18 protein-coding genes are annotated in these 17,233 nt (G+C 41.5%); 14 read left to right on the top strand and 4 right to left on the bottom strand.

Features of this window, described 5'->3' with window-relative positions:
- From ECA01S_RS08105 to ECA01S_RS08080, 6 genes are all read left to right on the top strand, one after another.
- A partial coding sequence (locus ECA01S_RS08105; RefSeq protein ID WP_067393777.1) for a MarR family winged helix-turn-helix transcriptional regulator occupies positions 1 to 370 on the top strand: 370 nt, incomplete at its 5' end.
- 24 nt (positions 371 to 394) lie between these two features.
- The gene (locus ECA01S_RS08100; RefSeq protein ID WP_067393774.1) at positions 395 to 673 is read left to right on the top strand and encodes a DUF2316 family protein; all 279 of its coding nucleotides are present in this window, start codon (positions 395 to 397) and stop codon (positions 671 to 673) included.
- A 14-nt stretch (positions 674 to 687) separates the two neighbouring features.
- A complete protein-coding gene (locus ECA01S_RS08095; protein ID WP_067393771.1) occupies positions 688 to 1,383 on the top strand; it encodes an SDR family NAD(P)-dependent oxidoreductase in 696 nt (231 codons plus the stop codon).
- A 181-nt stretch (positions 1,384 to 1,564) separates the two neighbouring features.
- The gene (locus tag ECA01S_RS08090) at positions 1,565 to 2,524 is read left to right on the top strand and encodes a hypothetical protein (protein WP_067393768.1); all 960 of its coding nucleotides are present in this window, start codon (positions 1,565 to 1,567) and stop codon (positions 2,522 to 2,524) included.
- Positions 2,525 to 2,581: 57 nt separating this feature from the next.
- A complete protein-coding gene (locus tag ECA01S_RS08085) occupies positions 2,582 to 3,226 on the top strand; it encodes a lactate utilization protein (RefSeq protein WP_245631208.1) in 645 nt (214 codons plus the stop codon).
- Positions 3,227 to 3,304: 78 nt separating this feature from the next.
- A complete protein-coding gene (locus ECA01S_RS08080) occupies positions 3,305 to 5,266 on the top strand; it encodes a fructose-bisphosphatase class III (protein ID WP_067393765.1) in 1,962 nt (653 codons plus the stop codon).
- A gap of 108 nt (positions 5,267 to 5,374) precedes the next feature.
- Here ECA01S_RS08080 and ECA01S_RS08075 read toward each other — a convergent pair whose 3' ends face one another.
- Positions 5,375 to 6,244: a YtnP family quorum-quenching lactonase gene (locus ECA01S_RS08075; protein WP_067393763.1), complete on the bottom strand. Its 870-nt coding sequence runs from the start codon at positions 6,242 to 6,244 to the stop codon at positions 5,375 to 5,377.
- Positions 6,245 to 6,456: 212 nt separating this feature from the next.
- On the opposite strand from ECA01S_RS08075, the gene ECA01S_RS08070 reads away from it, so the two are divergent.
- Complete coding sequence (locus ECA01S_RS08070) at positions 6,457 to 6,825, top strand: pyridoxamine 5'-phosphate oxidase family protein (RefSeq protein WP_067393760.1); 369 nt, start codon at positions 6,457 to 6,459, stop codon at positions 6,823 to 6,825.
- 95 nt (positions 6,826 to 6,920) lie between these two features.
- Here the strand turns inward: ECA01S_RS08070 and ECA01S_RS08065 are convergent, their stop codons facing one another.
- Complete coding sequence (locus ECA01S_RS08065) at positions 6,921 to 7,910, bottom strand: PocR ligand-binding domain-containing protein (protein ID WP_067393757.1); 990 nt, start codon at positions 7,908 to 7,910, stop codon at positions 6,921 to 6,923.
- Positions 7,911 to 8,080: 170 nt separating this feature from the next.
- Here ECA01S_RS08065 and ECA01S_RS08060 point away from each other — a divergent pair, with 170 nt between their 5' ends.
- From ECA01S_RS08060 to dhaL, 4 genes are read left to right on the top strand one after another with little or no spacing between them, the layout of a single operon-like run.
- Positions 8,081 to 9,211: a glycerol dehydrogenase gene (locus tag ECA01S_RS08060; RefSeq protein WP_067393749.1), complete on the top strand. Its 1,131-nt coding sequence runs from the start codon at positions 8,081 to 8,083 to the stop codon at positions 9,209 to 9,211.
- A 19-nt stretch (positions 9,212 to 9,230) separates the two neighbouring features.
- Positions 9,231 to 9,626 (top strand): dihydroxyacetone kinase phosphoryl donor subunit DhaM, encoded by a 396-nt coding sequence (gene dhaM, locus ECA01S_RS08055; RefSeq protein ID WP_067393746.1) that lies wholly within the window; start codon positions 9,231 to 9,233, stop codon positions 9,624 to 9,626.
- Positions 9,627 to 10,607 carry a dihydroxyacetone kinase subunit DhaK gene (gene dhaK / locus ECA01S_RS08050; protein WP_067393741.1) on the top strand — a complete coding sequence of 327 codons (981 nt, stop codon included), beginning with the start codon at positions 9,627 to 9,629 and terminating at the stop codon, positions 10,605 to 10,607.
- Positions 10,608 to 10,628: 21 nt separating this feature from the next.
- A complete protein-coding gene (gene dhaL / locus ECA01S_RS08045; RefSeq protein WP_067393739.1) occupies positions 10,629 to 11,225 on the top strand; it encodes a dihydroxyacetone kinase subunit DhaL in 597 nt (198 codons plus the stop codon).
- A gap of 51 nt (positions 11,226 to 11,276) precedes the next feature.
- Here dhaL and ECA01S_RS08040 read toward each other — a convergent pair whose 3' ends face one another.
- Positions 11,277 to 12,695 carry a glycoside hydrolase family 1 protein gene (locus ECA01S_RS08040; RefSeq protein WP_067393736.1) on the bottom strand — a complete coding sequence of 473 codons (1,419 nt, stop codon included), beginning with the start codon at positions 12,693 to 12,695 and terminating at the stop codon, positions 11,277 to 11,279.
- Between the two features lie 176 nt (positions 12,696 to 12,871).
- Here ECA01S_RS08040 and ECA01S_RS08035 point away from each other — a divergent pair, with 176 nt between their 5' ends.
- Both ECA01S_RS08035 and ECA01S_RS08030 read left to right on the top strand, forming a co-directional pair.
- On the top strand, positions 12,872 to 13,585 hold the full coding sequence (locus ECA01S_RS08035; protein WP_067393733.1) for a GntR family transcriptional regulator: 714 nt from the start codon (positions 12,872 to 12,874) through the stop codon (positions 13,583 to 13,585).
- 145 nt (positions 13,586 to 13,730) lie between these two features.
- Entirely contained in the window at positions 13,731 to 15,056 is a 1,326-nt protein-coding gene (locus ECA01S_RS08030; protein WP_067393731.1) for a PTS sugar transporter subunit IIC, read from the top strand.
- Between the two features lie 74 nt (positions 15,057 to 15,130).
- Here the strand turns inward: ECA01S_RS08030 and ECA01S_RS08025 are convergent, their stop codons facing one another.
- Entirely contained in the window at positions 15,131 to 15,619 is a 489-nt protein-coding gene (locus ECA01S_RS08025; RefSeq protein WP_067393728.1) for a GNAT family N-acetyltransferase, read from the bottom strand.
- Positions 15,620 to 15,887: 268 nt separating this feature from the next.
- Between ECA01S_RS08025 and ECA01S_RS08020 the strand changes: the two genes are divergently transcribed.
- The gene (locus ECA01S_RS08020) at positions 15,888 to 17,192 is read left to right on the top strand and encodes a PcsB-like coiled-coil domain-containing protein (protein ID WP_067393726.1); all 1,305 of its coding nucleotides are present in this window, start codon (positions 15,888 to 15,890) and stop codon (positions 17,190 to 17,192) included.
- Positions 17,193 to 17,233: the final 41 nt, after the last annotated feature.

The raw sequence follows: 17,233 nt of genomic DNA, 5'->3' as shown, positions 1-17,233 counted from the left end.
AAACGAGCAACTAAAATCTTTTGACCTAACGTTCTCACAGTTTCGTATTCTGATTTATTTACACGAACAGTTGGAACCTACTTCAATGAAAGCAGTTGAACGAGAATTCTCGTTAACACAACAAACTGTTGCTGGCTTGGTTAAGCGTTTAGAGAGTAAGGGCTTTTTGTACACGAAAGAATCACCAACAGATAAACGTGCAAAAGAGATTCGCCTGACGGAAAAAGGTGAAGCTAGCTATCAAGAGGCCGCGGGTGCGTATTACCAGGCCCAAACTAGTTTGACTAAAGGTCTTTCAGCTGCGGAAGAGATGGAATTGCAGCGGATGTTGAAGATACTATTAAACAATATGTCATCAGTAGTGGAGTAACCTTTAATATAGGAGGAAAAAACAATGTCGTTAAATAAACGAGAATTTGAACAAACACAAGTAGAGATGGCTCGGAATTTTGAGCTGTTGGATCGTTCACCGGAAAAAATTGCCGATGATTTGGGTTTTAGTATGCGGGAATTAAAGCACGCCTTAGCAGTAACGCCACATTATAGTCCAGTTAATGTTTGGAAATTGCGGGATTATTTAGAAGAAAAAATACTAGCGGAAGGTAAAACACCCTATCCGTTTTCGATTTTAACAACGAATATTTATTATCCTTATGAAAAAAATTGGCAGTAATAGGAGGAAATAAGATGCGTACGATTTTAATCACCGGTGGGAATACCGGGCTAGGTTTTGAAGCAGCTAGACGTTTAAAAGAATTAGGCAATAAAATTTACATTGGTAGTCGTAACGAAGAGCGAGGTAAAAAAGCCGCCATGGAATTAGGAGTTGATTACTTGCTCGTTGATGTGACAGATGATGACTCGGTTATTGCTGCTGCCAAAACCTTAGCCAGCAAAGAGTCTCATTTAGATGTATTGATCAATAATGCTGGAATTCCAGGAAGTCATATCGCCCCTCAAGCTATTCAGGCGGACCTGTTGCAAAAAGTCTTTGATACCAACGTTTTCGGGATTACTCGCATGATTCATCATTTCTTACCTTTGCTAGAGCAAGCGGACAATCCCGTCATTGTAAATGTGACGAGTGGCCTAGGTTCTTTCGGCCAAGTCTTAGATCCAAGTAAAATTGAGTCCAAGGTCAACCCAGTTGCTTATGCCGCATCGAAAGCGGCCGCCAATATGCTAACGGTACAATACGCTAAAGGTTTGCCAGAAATCAAAATCAATGCTGTCGATCCTGGGACTACCAATACGGGCGAGCAATTCCGTCATGGGAGTCAAACGGTGACGGAGGGAACCGATGCAGTTGTCCGAATGGCATTAATTGGAGAAGATGGACCTACAGGGACCTTTTCTGATCGCTTGGGGAATATCCCGTGGTGACAATCGTTATTTTAATGTCTCTAAAAAATTAACTAATTAATAAATATGAGCCGGCCCTTTTCTAAGGATCGGTTTTTTTCTTAATCTGATAAATTTATAAAGCTTGATAGGATAAGACGTGCATAAATGTCGGCGGTTTAGTAAAATTTATAATAGAAAGTTAAATTAAAGGAGGGATTTTATGAAAAAGAAGGTCACGGTAAGCATAGGTTGTTTTTTAATTGCTGCTAGTTTATGTTTGAGTGCTTGTTCTAATAAGAGTGAGGAAGCGTACCAATCTGCTATGACCGATGGTATTGAATCATTAGCTGGCGAAGAGTATCAAAGGGCAGAAGTCTTTTTTGAGACAGCGTTAAAAGAAAAGCCGGAAGACAAAAAAGCACGGAATTATTTGTCAGGGACTAAAAATCTTGATGAGTTGTTAGAGTTTAAAGAAAAAGGGGACTTAGAAGAAGGGGTGAACACAGCTAGTAAGATATTAAATAATAAAGATACACCAAGTAGTATCAAGAAAAAAGCGGAGGCTCTAAATTTAGAATTGACAGCTGTACAAACAGAAATGGCAACTCATACTCAAACGTATACTGAAGCAGAGGCATTATCTAAAGAGAAAAAATATGAAGATTCTAATAAGAAACTCGAGACTATTCTGGATGTAGATTTAAATGGTCCTTTTTTCGATACGCTTTTATCACAAGCCAATAATCTTAAAAAAGCAAATGACGGAGAAATAAATCGTGAATCTGAACAGAGAAAACTTGAAGAAGCTAAGATAGAAGAGGAGCAGCAAGCAGCTGCGGAGGCAGAGGCTGAACGTGTAGCTGAAGAGCAACAAACTGCCAGTCAATCAGGAATAATACCTGAAAAATTTAGAGGTCATTGGGGCGAGGCTGGTGCGAATACATCGTTGTTTGAGTTAACAGCGACACATTATATTGACAGTATAGGAGGTAAAGAGTATCGGATTATAAATGTCTCTACGCAAGATGGTGTTTTAGTATTATCTTGGGACCTTGAGGATTTTTCAGATAAATATGGTGCCGCTAGCTTGGGTCCTGGTCCGCAACCGTTTATGTATGTTATAAATGCAGATGATACCTTAAGTAGTATGTCAGGAGCTGACTTACAGAGAATTTCATAAACTATTCCTCTTGCACTACCTCATCTCATAGGTGACAATAGCCTTGGAGGTGTTGAGATGTTGAAGGAATTTCAGAGTCAGCGCTACAAGTTAGCGGCTGAGTCATTGCGGCGTAAGTTGGAGCGACGTAATTTTCAGGTGGAGATCTGTGAAAGTGTTGCGGCAGCCAAAGCCTTGGCTTTAGCAAAACTGGATCCAACTTACGAAGTCGCTTTTGGTGGTTCACTGACCTTGGTGGAGATGGGGTTGATTGAAGCACTGTATGAGCGGCAACAGCCAATTGTTGACCGAGAAAAGGCGCAAACGATTGAGGAACGTTACGAACGAATGCGGCAGAGTTTGCTGACGGATGTTTATTTGACAAGCCTCAACGGTATCTCAGAAGATGGTCAGCTGGTCAACGTGGATAGTGTTGGGAACCGCGTGGCGGCACTGACCTTTGGCCCTAAAGAGGTCTGGGCATTTGTGGGTATGAATAAAGTTTATCCGGATTTGGAGACAGCTATCACAATGGTGCGCAAGAAAACCGCCCCAGATAACGCTAATCGCTTGGGTCTAAAGCAAACGCCCTGTGTGAAAAAAGGCAATTGTGGCGACTGCTTGCAAGAAGAGTGCATTTGTAACACGATTGCGGTGACGCGTCGCTCCCATGATCCTAAGCGTATCACGATTTTTTTGATTACAGATGAAATTGGTCTATAAACAAATCCGTCTTTAGTTAGACGGATTTTTTGTGTTGTAATAGTATTCGAGGATAATTTGTGTCATAATTATTTGGAAATGGTTTACGTGTATTGGCAGCTAGTCACTTGTGGCGAAAATCTAATTGGAGGCGAGCTATTGGATAAGTATCAGTCCTTACTACGTAGTCTTTATCCTAGTAAAAGTGCTATCGCAACAGAAATCATCAACCTTAGTGCAATTTTGAATCTCCCTAAGGCTACGGAACATTTTATTAGTGATATTCATGGTGAATATGAGGCGTTTCAACACGTTTTACGGAATGGCTCTGGCAATGTCCGCAAAAAAATCGACTTTTTATTTGCTGATCGTTACGGGGAAGAAGCCTTACGTGCGTTAGCAACATTGGTTTATTATCCAGAAGAAATCACGGAAAAGGTACGGGAGGAGCTTTCAGAAACGGATTATCACGCGTGGTATGAGCAGAATCTGACTGATTTAATTGAATTGTGTGTGTTTGCCTCCAAACGTTATACTCGCTCGAAAGTCCGCAAAGCGTTGCCCGCAGATAGTGCCTATATTTTGGAGGAATTGCTTTACCAGGCCCGGGAATATTCAGATAAAGACAATTATTATAAAGAGATTTTCAAAACAATTTTTGAGCTGGACCAGGAGCAACAATTGATTATTTCATTAGGTTATTTGATTCAGCGATTTGTGGTGGATCATTTGCATGTGGTGGGTGATATTTATGACCGCGGCCCCTATCCAGACAAAATCATGGACACCTTGCTAGATTATCATTCAGTGGATATTCAGTGGGGGAATCATGACATTCTATGGATGGCCGCAGCTTGTGGTGTCAAAGTTTCTTTGGCCAACGTGATCCGCATCTGCGCTCGCTATAACAACCTGGACATTTTGGAAGATCACTATGGCATTAATCTCTTGCCATTATTGAATCTAGCGACTAGCCACTATCAGGTGAGTGATGTTTTTTTACCGAAAGAAACCAAAAAGCAAACCAGCTTAGAGGTAGCACAGGTAGCGAAGATTCATCAAGCAATCACAATTATTCAATTTAAATTGGAAGGTCAAATTTTGCAGCGTCAGCCAGAATTTTTAATGGCAGATCGCGATTTATTATCAAAAATTGATTATCAGCAGCAGACCATTAAACTCAACGGGGCAACTTACTCATTGCTGGATGGCCAGTTTCCCACCATTGATCCAACAGATCCCTTACGCTTCGCGGAGGAAGAGGAGCAGGTACTCACACATTTGGTAAAAGCCTTCCAAACCTCGGAAAAATTGCAGCGTCATGTGGCCTTTCTTTTCGAGAAGGGGCAAATGTATCAAGTGTATAATGACAGCTTGCTGATTCATGGCTGTATCCCCTTAGATGATGCCCAGACCTTCAAAAATTTTTCCTATCAAGGTACGACTTACAAGGGACGTGAGCTATTGGACTTTTTTGATCATTATTTGCGGAAACTTTATACAGGCAAGGCTGAAGATGAAGGTGATTTGGCGTGGTATTTGTGGACAGGGGAATGTTCCCCACTATTTGGCAAACAGCAGATGACCACCTTTGAGCGCTATTTTATTGCGGATAAAAAGACACATAAAGAAGTCAAAAATTGCTACTATTCATTACGAGATAACGAAGCAGTCTGTCGCATGATTTTACAAGAATTCGACTTGGATGAGGAAAAAGGGCATATTATCAATGGGCATACCCCTATCAAGGAAAAGGATGGCGAAGACCCCATCAAAGGCAACGGCAAAATGATTGTGATTGATGGTGGCTTTTCTAGGGCCTATCAGAAGAAGACGGGGATTGCAGGTTATACGTTGCTGAATAATTCTTATGGGATGGAATTGGTGGCGCATCAGCCATTTACTTCAAAAAAGGATGCCATTAAAAATGGCACAGATATTATTTCAACTAAACGGGTAGTTGATCGTCAACTAAAGCGAAAAACCGTGGGGGAGACCACCGTAGGCACCCAATTATTGGAACAATTGGCTGATCTCAAGGCTCTTTATCAGCAAGTCTAGTCAAAACCGTTGTTAGTGACAGAACATAAATTAAAAAGCAGTTAGGTAGCATTATCGATTAGTGGGAATGCTACTAACTGCTTTTATTGGGTTATCTTACTGTCCCATTTAAAGAGCAGGGATAAAATTTTTCAAGGTTCGTGGTAAGCTGTCGAGACGTTCCTTGCCATCAGGTGACCACTGAACCATTCGGTAGTAGGCGTCATGATAAAAAATAAAACGAGCTTGTCTTTCGTAGGCCTCTTTCAAAATACGTTCCTTGGCAAAAATGGAATCCATCGGGTAATCATCATAGGCGAGGACCCAAAGTGGATTTTGATGGGCTTGAGTAGGCATTAGATCGGCCATGTGGTACAAGTATTCTCCTTGCTGTTCGATCGTAATAATACCGTGACCGTTGCTGTGGCCCCCCGTGTGTAGCAGCTGGATATGGGGGATTTCTAGGTAACTGTCACGATAGGTAACAACCTGCTCCTGTACGGCTTCCCAATTTTCTTGCCAATAGGTGCTTTTTGAGCGAATATTTGGCGCCTTAGTTTCCGCCCATTCGATGTCATTAACGATGATCTCTGCCTTAGGAAAGCGTGAAACTAATTCACCAGCCTGATTGGGAATCGTCAGGCCACCAGCATGGTCAAAATGCATATGGGTCATTAGAATCGTATCAATATCAGTACTTTGCAGCCCTAATTCGGCCAGGCTTTCTTCTAGGCGTGGCTCTGCCCAAACGCCGAAGTTCCGTTTTTGCTTTGCAGAAAGCTTGCCATTACCGACGCTGGTATCAATTAAGATGTTTTTATTTTGGTATTGAATCAAAATTGGATCCGTGGCTAGTTCAATCTGATTTTGTTCATTTGCTGGATAGCGTTTGGACCACAATGGTTTTGGCACAACGCCAAACATAGCACCGCCATCTAAGGCAGCGTTGCCACCATCTAACCAGTAAAGGGTCATATCATGAAAGCGTAAAGTATCCATCCAACTCCTCCTTTTCTTTTTACCGTATCATATTTTTGTTGTAAGCGTCCTCAATCTAGCTTGTTAGTGTCAAAAATTTTTGAGAAAACAACAGAAATAACGCGATTTTTGGTAAATGTTAGTTGCTGTCTGGGAAAAGGATTTTAAGCGGACGGAACTTTTTACATTTTAGTGGAAAGGTGTTATCACTGAAGGAAAGGGAGGTTTTAATTATGTTGAATCCAATAGTCCAAGACGTATTACGCCATGAAGGAGTCGTCACGATTATTTCAGAAGCATCAAACGGCTATCATGTTGTGAATACGTGGAATTCTTATATGCGCGCAGTTGATGATACGCTTTATGCACCGGCTGCGGGAATGCACAGCCTAGAAGCCGACATCGAAGAAAATCCGCACGTCCTGTTAACGTTAGGGACTCGCGAGGTTGAGGGCTTGAAAGGACCTGGTACCGGGTTTCATATCCAAGGAAATGCCAGTTTTTTAACAACAGGACCGCTTTTTGAACAAATGAAGGCGGAGTATCCTTTCTTGTCACGTGTTTTGAAAATTGACGTGACTCAGGTGGACCAAAAAATTTAAGTACAGAAAATACCAGCTATTTAGGCAAAAAATACCGATCTCCAAAAGTTAGACTAAAAATCTAACCTTTAGGGGTCGGTATTTTCTATGAAACCCTACGATTGTGTTTTACGATACTTTAAGGGCGTCGTGCCTTCAATTTTTTTAAAGGTACGGACAAAATAGCTAGGCTCGACATAACCCAGCGCATCACTGATTTCAGCAATGGTCTGATCAGTATCTATCAGTAATTGCTTAGCCCAGTAAATTTTTAAGCGAGCATACATTTGACTGAAAGGTTGACCAAATTCTTCTTTCAGTAGCCGACTTAAATAGCTGGTGGAAAGATTTGTCAACTGAGCCAACGTTTCTAACTTCAAGTGGTTTTCCTTATTAGCAAAGATCGCATCGATCGCAGGCTGTAAAAGCTTATTTTTCGCGCGGTAGACTTGTTGGTCATCTAGTCGTTGCGTCAAAAGGGATTGATGGAGATCTTTTTGAACCAATTCTAATGATTCGGTTGGCTCATCTACCGGTTGGACGCGTACGATATTTAGAGATTTTTGATAGGCTTTGACTAAATAATCTTTTTTAATTGCTTCGGTCACGATATATTCACTTAATTTTTCTAACATTTGGGCTGCGTTTTCTAGGTTCTGCAAGTCCATTAAAGGATACTGCTGATAATCAGCCTGATGTTGGTCTATGAAGCTGTCCAGCAATTGACGATCGGCAGTCAAGACTTGCTCTAACTGCTCTTGCTGCTCTTTAAGGCGGACCTCACCCGCCATAATTGCGCCGACATAGTGATTATCCACCATAATGGGAATTGCCATATCAATGATGTCAAAATGACAACGATAAATAAACGGCTGCCCGGTGCGCACAGCCTCCAAACCGCCACGAGCATCGCATTTTTCACAAAGTTTGGATAAAACGGGGTCTTGCCGCGCTAACTGACAGAAGGGCTGTACCTGACTATGATAAGTGACTGGCCGTCCTTTATAGTCCACCAAAATAATCGCTAATTTCGTAGCGATAGCAATGCTTTCCTGGACAGCTTCCCAGCGCCGCAGATCCAATACCTTTTCTAGTTCAATACTCACAGAAACCGCCTCCAAATTTTATTATAACCAAAATTTGTGAAATGACAAATAAATCCTATTTTGCAAAAAAATTCTATCTTTTTGTGAAAGAAAGCGGTATCAAACTTCAATGCTTTTTAGCTGATAGCGCTTTATGATAAGCATGTAAACAAAAAGAGGAGGAATTATCCATGAGAAAAGCACTGATTTTACCAACGAAGTACGTTCAAGGAGAAGACGAATTATTAAACTTAGGTTATTTTGTAACCACTTTCGGCAAATCAGCTTTATTGATTGCCAACCCTGCCGATGTTGATCGGGTGCGCCCCCAATTAGAAGCAACTGCTGAAAAATTTAACATTACGTTTGTTGAAGGTGGCTTTAGTGGTGAAGTAACCCGAGAAGAAACAAAACGGTTGCAAAACATCGCCAAAGAAAAACAAACCGACTGTATCATTGGTTTGGGTGGCGGGAAAGCGATCGATGCTTCTAAAGTAGTCGCAGAAGGGGAACGTTTGATTATTGTCCCAACAATTGCAGCTCAAGATGCACCAACTTCTCACTCCGCAGTTTTGTATCATGCGGATGGTTCATTTGACGACTACGCATACTTTAAACAAAGTCCAAGTGTTGTTATGGTGGATACTAAAGTTGTTGCCCAAGCACCAACTCGTTTCTTAGTTGCAGGTATGGGCGATGCCTTATCCACTTATTTTGAAGCACGGGCTACTCACAACTCATATTCACGCGTCAATGCTAGCTTACCAATGGGCTCTCGCGAAGGTTTGACACCACCGGCTAGTGGTACCTATGCGGCTTTAGCCATGGCCAAACTTTGCTGGGAAAATCTTCAAGAAGATGGCTTGAAAGCTAAAATTGCTTGTGATGCCAATGTGGTGACAGAATCATTGAATAAAATCGTTGAAACAAATATCCTGCTTTCTGGTTTAGGTTTTGAAAATGGCGGCTTGGCAGCTGCTCACGCCATCCATAATGGTTTGACGGTTCTAGAAGGCACACACCATTACTTACACGGTGAAAAAGTTGCCTTTGCTACCTTAGCACAATTAGTTTTGGAAGATGCTGAAAAAGATGAGTTGGAAGCTGTAATGGACTTCAGTGCATCCATTGGCTTGCCATTAACTTTAGCTGATATCGGCGTTGAAACCATTACTTTTGAAGAAGCGTTAGCAGTTGCTAAAATCGCTTGTATTCCAGAAGAATCAATCCACTCTATGCCTTTCCCAATCGTAGAAGAAGAAGTAGCCAATGCGATTTTGGTTGCGGATCGCATCGGTCAAAATTACAAAGATCGTCATTAAGATAGGAAAAGGTGAAAAGATGAAGAAGAGTATTTTGCTAGTCTCCCATAGCCAAGCAATCACAGATGGCTTGAAAGAGATGATTGAACAGATGCAACAGACAGAAGACGTACAGATCTTTTCACTTGGCGGTACTTCAGAGGGCGAGCTTGGCTCCGACCCTCTGAAAATCATCGCCGCAGTGGAAGAGCGGGAGGCTGATGTTTATCTCGTCTTTGCAGATTTAGGCAGTGCGGTATTAAGTGCGGAGCTTGCCTATGACATGCTGCCGGAAGAGACACAAGCACGTTATCGCTTAGTGGAAGGCCCACTAGTGGAGGGAGCTTTTGCTGCCGCTATCACAGCCGGTGTCAGTGATGATCTGGGGCAAATCCTGTCAGAAGCGCGTCAAGCAGGCGTGAAAGGATGGAATTAAATGAAAAAAATCATGAATGATCCTGGGCAAATCGTTGAGGAAATGCTGCAAGGACTAGTTAAAAGTTATTCAGAAGTTGTTACGCGAGTGGCGGATTCACGTGTAGTAGCGCGGGCAGAAATGACTCCACAAGTTGGATTAGTCTCTGGTGGCGGTAGTGGTCATGAACCCGCCCATGCCGGTTTTGTCGGCGATGGGATGCTTAGTGCAGCTGTGTTGGGCGATGTCTTTACGTCACCAACCCCTGATCAAATCCAAACAGCGATTCAAACGGCGGATCAAGGCCAAGGGGTTTTGCTGATTGTTAAAAATTATACCGGTGATATTTTGAATTTTGAAATGGCAAAAGAATTGGCTGAGATGGAGGACATCGCGGTTGAGTTGGTGGTAGTGGATGATGATATTGCCGTGGAAAATAGTACTTATACTGCTGGTAAACGGGGCGTAGCTGGGACCGTTCTTGTGCACAAGATTTTGGGGGATGCTGCCCGTCAAGGCGCTTCTTTATCAGAATTAAAAGCTTTAGGGGAAAGCGTTGTAGCCGCAACGAAAACAATCGGCGTGGCTTTGCGCGCAGCAACGGTGCCAGAGGTTGGGAAGCCTGGTTTTGAGCTAGCAGAAGATGAAGTGGAGTTTGGCGTGGGTATTCACGGCGAACCTGGTTATCGCCGTGAAAAAATGCAAACCTCTCATGACTTAGCTGTGGAACTAGTGGACAAATTGTTAGCGGCTTACGAAGAATTACCAGCAAGTATCGGGGTATTAGTCAACGGTATGGGTGGTACGCCTTTAATGGAACAATTGGTCTTTATGAATGATGTACTAGATCTTTTAGCAGAAAAAGACGTCAATGTGACCTTCCACAAAGTGGGCAACTATATGACGTCAATCGATATGCAAGGACTTTCTTTGACGTTTATCGCCTTAGAAACGGCTTGGCAAACAGCGCTAGCTAGCAAAGTTACAACGATTTCTTGGTAGTTTTGAGAAGAGGGGACAACAATGGACGTAACTGTAACGATGATTCAAGCTTGGCTCGATAAATTTACCCAAGCGATTGAAACGAATAAAGCTTATTTAAGTGATTTAGACACGCCAATTGGCGATGGCGACCATGGCAATAATATGGCTCGCGGAATGGCAGCCTATCAAGAAGCCTTTGCCAAACAAAATCCGGCCACTATCAGTGATACTTTTAAAGTTCTGTCAATGGCGTTGATTTCCAAGGTTGGTGGAGCTTCAGGACCACTTTACGGCTCGGCTTTTATGAATTTAACGAAAGCGACCAAGGATTTGACTGTGATTCAAAAGGACGAGTTAGGCGCGTTAGTAGCCCAAGGTTTAGCGGGTATCCAAGCGCGCGGGAAAGCCGAAGTCGGCGACAAAACGATGGTAGACGTTTGGGCACCTGTTGCGGCAGCTTTGCAACAAGGGCAGTTGACAACCGAGACCATCACTGTGGCTAAAGAAGGAACGAAAGAGTTAGTTGCCAAAAAGGGACGAGCTTCCTATTTAGGGGAACGCTCTTTAGGCCATATTGATCCAGGAGCGGCTTCTAGTGCGTTGCTGTTTGAAACGCTTTTGGAAACAATCGCTTGATAACATAAGACAAAAAAGAAGCTGAGAGTTATCTCAGCTTCTTTTGATTTATTAGACTAGCCAATCTGTTTCGTACTCAAAGCCATTATTGTCGCTTAAGTTTTTATAGAATTCGCCACTCTTTTTGATTGTGCGTTTTTGCGTCGCTAAATCGAGTGAAACTAAGCCATAACGGTTTTTATAGGCGTTGATCCAAGACCAGCAATCGATAAAGGTCCATAAGTGATAGCCTTTGATATTGCAGCCTTCGTTGATAGCTTTCCAAAGATAGGCTAAGTGGTCTTTGATGAAGTCAATACGATAAGTATCAATAACTTGGCCGTTCTCATCCATAAACCGTTCTTCATCTGCGACCCCCATCCCATTTTCAGAAATAAAGGCTTCAATGTTGCCATAGTTGTTTTTGATATCCATACATAAGTCATAGATACCTTTTTCATAGATTTCCCAACCACGGTATTCATTCATTTTTCTGCCAGGCATAACATGGTGCTCAAAGAACCAGTCTGGTAAAAAAGGTCCTTCAGGATTGATAGCTGTTAAACGTGCTTTGACCCGGCGTGGTTCGTAATAGTTTAGTCCCAGAATTTGCGAGGTATTTTCTTTAATTATTTGTAGATCGGCTTCCGTCATATCGGCTGGCAACTGATCATAAGTTCTTAATAAGTCTGTTAATTTCTCCGGGAAAGTTCCTTTTACCATCGGATCTAAGAAACTTCGTGTATAGAAAAGATCCGCAATTTCTGCCGCTTTGACATCAGCTGGATTTTGGCTACGAGGGAAAGTCGGGCTTAGATTTAGAATGACGCCAATTTTGCTTTCTAATCCATATTTTTTGTGAGCGGCAATAGCTTGGGCATGTGCTAGGATCGTAAAAAAGGCTGCCTGTGCCCCTCTTTTAAAATCGATTACATTTGGATAGTGGAAATCTTCTAAATAGCTCCCTAAAATCGGCCCTAAAGGTTCATTAAAAGTGAACCAATGATAAACTAAATCACCAAATTCTTTGAAACAAGTATCCGCAAAGTGAACATACGCTGCTACCACATCCCGTGATTCCCAACCACCTTGGCCCTGTAGCTTAGCTGGCATATCAAAGTGATACAGATTTGCAAAAACTTTAACGCCATTTTGGTTCATTTCTGTAAATAAATCACGGTAAAAGGCGACCGCTTTAGGATTTACTTCACCAACGCCGTCATTAGGAAACATCCGAGCCCATGAAATGGATACCCGAAATGAATTATGTCCTGTTTGTTTCATTAATTGAACATCTTCATGATAACGGTGAATATGATCCGTTGTTACTTCCGACCCAATCCGTTGATAAAAACGGGTGGGTTGTTCTTTATACCAGCGTTCCCAGACAGTCTCTGCTTTACCAGTTTCGCCACGGCCTTCTGCTTGTTCGGCTGACCAGGCAGAGCCCCACCAAAAATTTTCTGGAAATTGTAATTGTTGTAATGTCATAATATGCCTCCTCTGTTCTCAAACTTATCTTACCATGCTTTTGTAACAAAATAAATAACTTTTATTAAAAATATATACCTTTTTAAAGTGCGCTTGTGTTTTTTAGCGCATATCTTGTAAAAAATTGAAAAAGATATATAATTACTTATAACTTTAAACAGATAAGGAGGCTAAAAATGAAAAAGATTCCTAAATATATGGAAATATATCTTGATTTGAAAAAGAAGATTTTAAATGACTTTTATGAAGTCGGAGAGAAATTACCGGCGGGTGAAGTATTGGCAAAGCAGTACGAAACTAGCAAGCTTACCGTCAAAAAAGGCGTTGATATGTTGGTGTCTGAAGGAGTTTTGCGCAGTCGCAGTGGTTTTGGTACAGAAGTCATGCGTAAACCAATCGACAATTCCAAAGTCTTTGGGCCAAATGAAGGACTTTTTAGCGTGGTTGGAGAAGAGCATGTTGATTCAGAGATCCATACTTTCTCTATTGAGCTACCTTCTGAAAAAGTTGCGGATATGCTGAAAATTGATGCGAAGGATTATGTTTATAATATCATTAGAAGTCGTTTCATTGATCATCAACCCTACTCCATTGAGCAAACCTTCATGCCTTTAGCGATTATACCGGGGCTAGAACCTAAACATCTGAAAAAGTCGGTCTATGCCTATATTACGAAGGAGTTAGGCTTGGAGATAAAAACCTCTCATATCTGGATCAAGGGGGATATAGCCACTGAATTCGATGCCAATATCTTAGGAATTTCTTTTGGCGATTTTATGATTGAGGTGGAAAAAAATGTATCTTTAGCGAATGGTACGCCGTTTGAATATTCCATTACCCGCCATCTATATCAAGACTTTATTTTTGAAGCCGTCTTTGTTGAAAATTAGGAAACAGCAGCTGTCTGTTTCCTTTTTCTTTTGGGTAAAAAAATAAAAATATATAATTTTGTACAAAGTTATTTACTTTTTTATTTTTTGATAGTATGATAGCCCCAAGGGTAAGCGCTTACAAAAAAATAAGGAGCTAAAAAAGATGGGACAGACAAAAAAAGATGCGATTTTTGAAAAATTTGGAATGATTGCCACAAAATTGGGAAATCAGATCCATCTACGAACTCTCCGCGATGCGTTCGCAACGTTCATGCCGTTTATGATGTTGGCAGGTTTTGTAACTTTAATTAATTATGTCATTTTGGAACCGACCGGCTTTATGGGGAAAATCATCAACCCTGAAACTTTGACGACAATTCAACAGATTGGGGTCTCAATCGCCAACGGAACCTTAAGTATCACAACGTTACTTGTTGTAGCAGCTGTTTCTTATCATATGTGTGTCAGTCGCAATTATACGAATCATATCGCCGCTGTTTTAGTGGCAATTTCAACTTTTGTAGTTTTAACACCAATGAAAACCATGTTTACGCCAGAAGGTGGCTCACCTATTGAAGTCAGCGGCGTAATCCCGGTAACGCATACGGGTGCTTCCGGAATGTTTGTAGGGATTTTCGTAGGTCTATTGGCAACAGAATTATTTATCAAACTCTCTAACAATGAAAAATTACAAATCAAGTTATCTGGGAATATTCCGCCCGCTGTGTTGAAATCATTTAATGTATTGATTCCAATCATGATCACAGTAACGAGTTTTGCTATCTTATCCTTTATTGTGAATCAATTGTTCAATATGGACGTAAACGGACTTATTACCCGGGTCATTACTGGTCCGCTAAGTAAAGTAACGACCGGTTTACCAGGCTTCTTGCTGATTACCTCCATTGCAAACCTATTTTTCGGTTTCGGGATCCATCAAGCTGTTATCTCCGGTTCTTTATTGGATCCATTTTTGATTCAAAATATGCAAGAAAATATGTCGGCATATGCTAACAATGAATCGATTCCCCACATCATCAATATGGCATTCAAAGATACTTTCGCCGTGATGGGTGGCTCCGGTAATACAATTGCCTTGCTGATTGCCATCTTCATTTTCAGTCGTCGTAAAGATTACAAGGATTTTGCCAAGCTGTCAGTTACACCAGCAATCTTTAACATTAGCGAACCGATTATCTTTGGCTTGCCGATTGTGTTTAATATTAGCTTGATCATTCCGTTTGTTTTGGCACCTATTTTTTCATTAACAGTAGCCTACTTTGCGACTGCCGTCGGTTTGATTAATCATGTGGTGGTACAGATTCCTTGGACTACGCCACCAATCATCTCGGGGTTCTTAGCAACTGGCGGCGACTGGCGCGCCGCGGTCTTGCAGATTCTCATCATCATTGCAAGTGTCTTTATCTACTTGCCATTCTTGCGTGTGGATGAACGAGTAACAGCCAATATGGCGAAAAATCAAGATTAAATTATAAAAACGACCTTCTTGAACTAGCTAAAAGCTTCGTTCGGGAAGGTCGTTTTTAGGTGATCATACTAGATTTACAGTCGCTTTCCTAAGATATCTAGCGCATAAGTTTGTTCGTCCATTTCAGCTACCGCAGGCAAATGGCCCCACAGCTGATAATCATTGCGCTTAAACAGACGCTGGCTGGCGGTATTATGGTGGAAAATGAAGGCCAATAACGTTTCAATCTCTAACTGAGGAGCGGTCTGCTCCGCAAAGGTTAATGCCTGCTGCCCATACCCGCGGCTTTGAGAATCAGCAGTTAAGTATAGACTGATTTCTGCGGTTTTTTGATAAGCGGGTCGTCCGTAAAAATCGCTAAGGCTGAGCCAACCAACTAACTGATCGTGATCTTTCACCAGCCAAAGCGGCCGCTTAGCGTGATGGGCGGCAAACCAGTCTTCTCTAGCGGCGACGGTAACCGGTTCGGTATCGGCAGTTGCTAGCCGTGAAGGAATACTTTGATTGTAAATAGCCACAATTGCAGGGAGATCCTCACGGAGAGCCGGGACAAAATGCAACATAACTAGCCCTTCTTTCGTGTTTTTCTTATCCTACTAAAAAAAGTGGTCGTTGTCAGTAAGGAGGCTGTTTTTACCGGAAAACTCAGCGAATTCGTTATCAAAGAGCAGAAAAGTGACTAGTATGTCATGTGATGTGTCTGATTTGAAATGTTTTTGTAACATTGTTTTCTTATAAGTGAAATATACGTATGTTAGAATCAATATGCTGAATATAAGACATATGAAGAACATTTACATAAATAATTAGAAAAAGTCGGAGGCATACAACGTGAAAAAAGGTATTTTCGCATCACTACTTATTTGTTCACTAGCACTTACAACTGTCGCAGGTCCAACCGCCGTTTTTGCAGATAGCGTCGATGAAAAAATCGAACAAAAAAACCAAGAAATCTCTTCACTACAAGCACAACAAAGTGATGTTGATTCTCAAATCACTTCTTTAGAATCAGACATCTCTGCTATTTTTGATGAAGGGATGGCTTTGAAAAAACAAGAATCAGAGCTAAATGCTACTTCTAAAAAATTAGAAAAAGAAATCAAAGAATTGAACGAACGTATTGCAAAACGGACAGAAGCGATCAAACGCCAAGCTCGTGATGTACAAGTAAACAGTAAAGGCGCCGCTTTGATGGATGCCGTATTGAGTGCTGATTCAATTGCAGATGCAATCGGCCGTGCACAAGCAATCACAACGATTGTAAAAGCAAACAATGATTTGGTAGAGCAACAAAAAGAAGATAAACAAGCTGTTCAAGATAAACAAGCTGAAAATAAAGAAAAATTGCAACAACTAGAAGAAACTAAAGCAGAATTGGAAACAAAAAAACAAGACCTTTCTTCTAAACAAAATGAATTAACAGCCTTGAAATCTGACTTGTCAAAACAACAAGCTAATGCTGAAAATTCAAAATCTTCTCTTGAACAAGAGAAAGCAGCTGCCGCTGAAAAAGCACGTGTTGCTGCTGAAAAAGCAGAAGCAGAAAAACAAGCAGCTAAAGAAACTGAAAAACAAGCAGAATCAGCTTCATCTGAATCTAGCAGTGCTTCATCTGAAGCTTCAAGTTCCAATGAAGCAACGCCAGAAAGCAGCTCTGAAGAATCACAATCAAGTACAGAAACTGCTGAAAAACCAAATAACAGCAATAACAATTCTAACAGTGGCAATGAATCAAACAATAGTGGTAGCGAAACTGCTAAACCAGAAACACCAGTTGAACCAGAAGCACCATCAACATCCGCTGATGCAACATTAAATGCTTTAAATGACTTACGTCGTTCATTAGGCTTGAATCCTGTTCAATGGGATGCCGGCTTAGCAGCTTCTGCAGCAGCTCGTGCAGCAGTTATTGAAGGAGCGGGTGGACAAATCCCGTCTGATCACTGGTCTCGTGGCGATGAAGTTATTGCGATTATGTGGGCACCAGGAAATTCCGTTATCCAAGCTTGGTATAACGAAACTGGTATGGTAACAGCCAGCGGTAGCGGTCATCGTGATTGGGAAATCAACCCAAGTATCACACGCGTTGGTTTTGGTTACGCAGGCGATACAATTGTAGGACATTCAGGATACTAAAATCGACTTTGACAGTCGCTGAGAAATCAGCGGCTGTTTTT

Source organism: Enterococcus canis NBRC 100695 (assembly GCF_001544375.1).
GTDB lineage: Bacteria > Bacillota > Bacilli > Lactobacillales > Enterococcaceae > Enterococcus_H > Enterococcus_H canis.
Note: the sequence above shows the minus strand (reverse complement) of the source record. Positions and strands in the feature narration are given on the sequence as shown.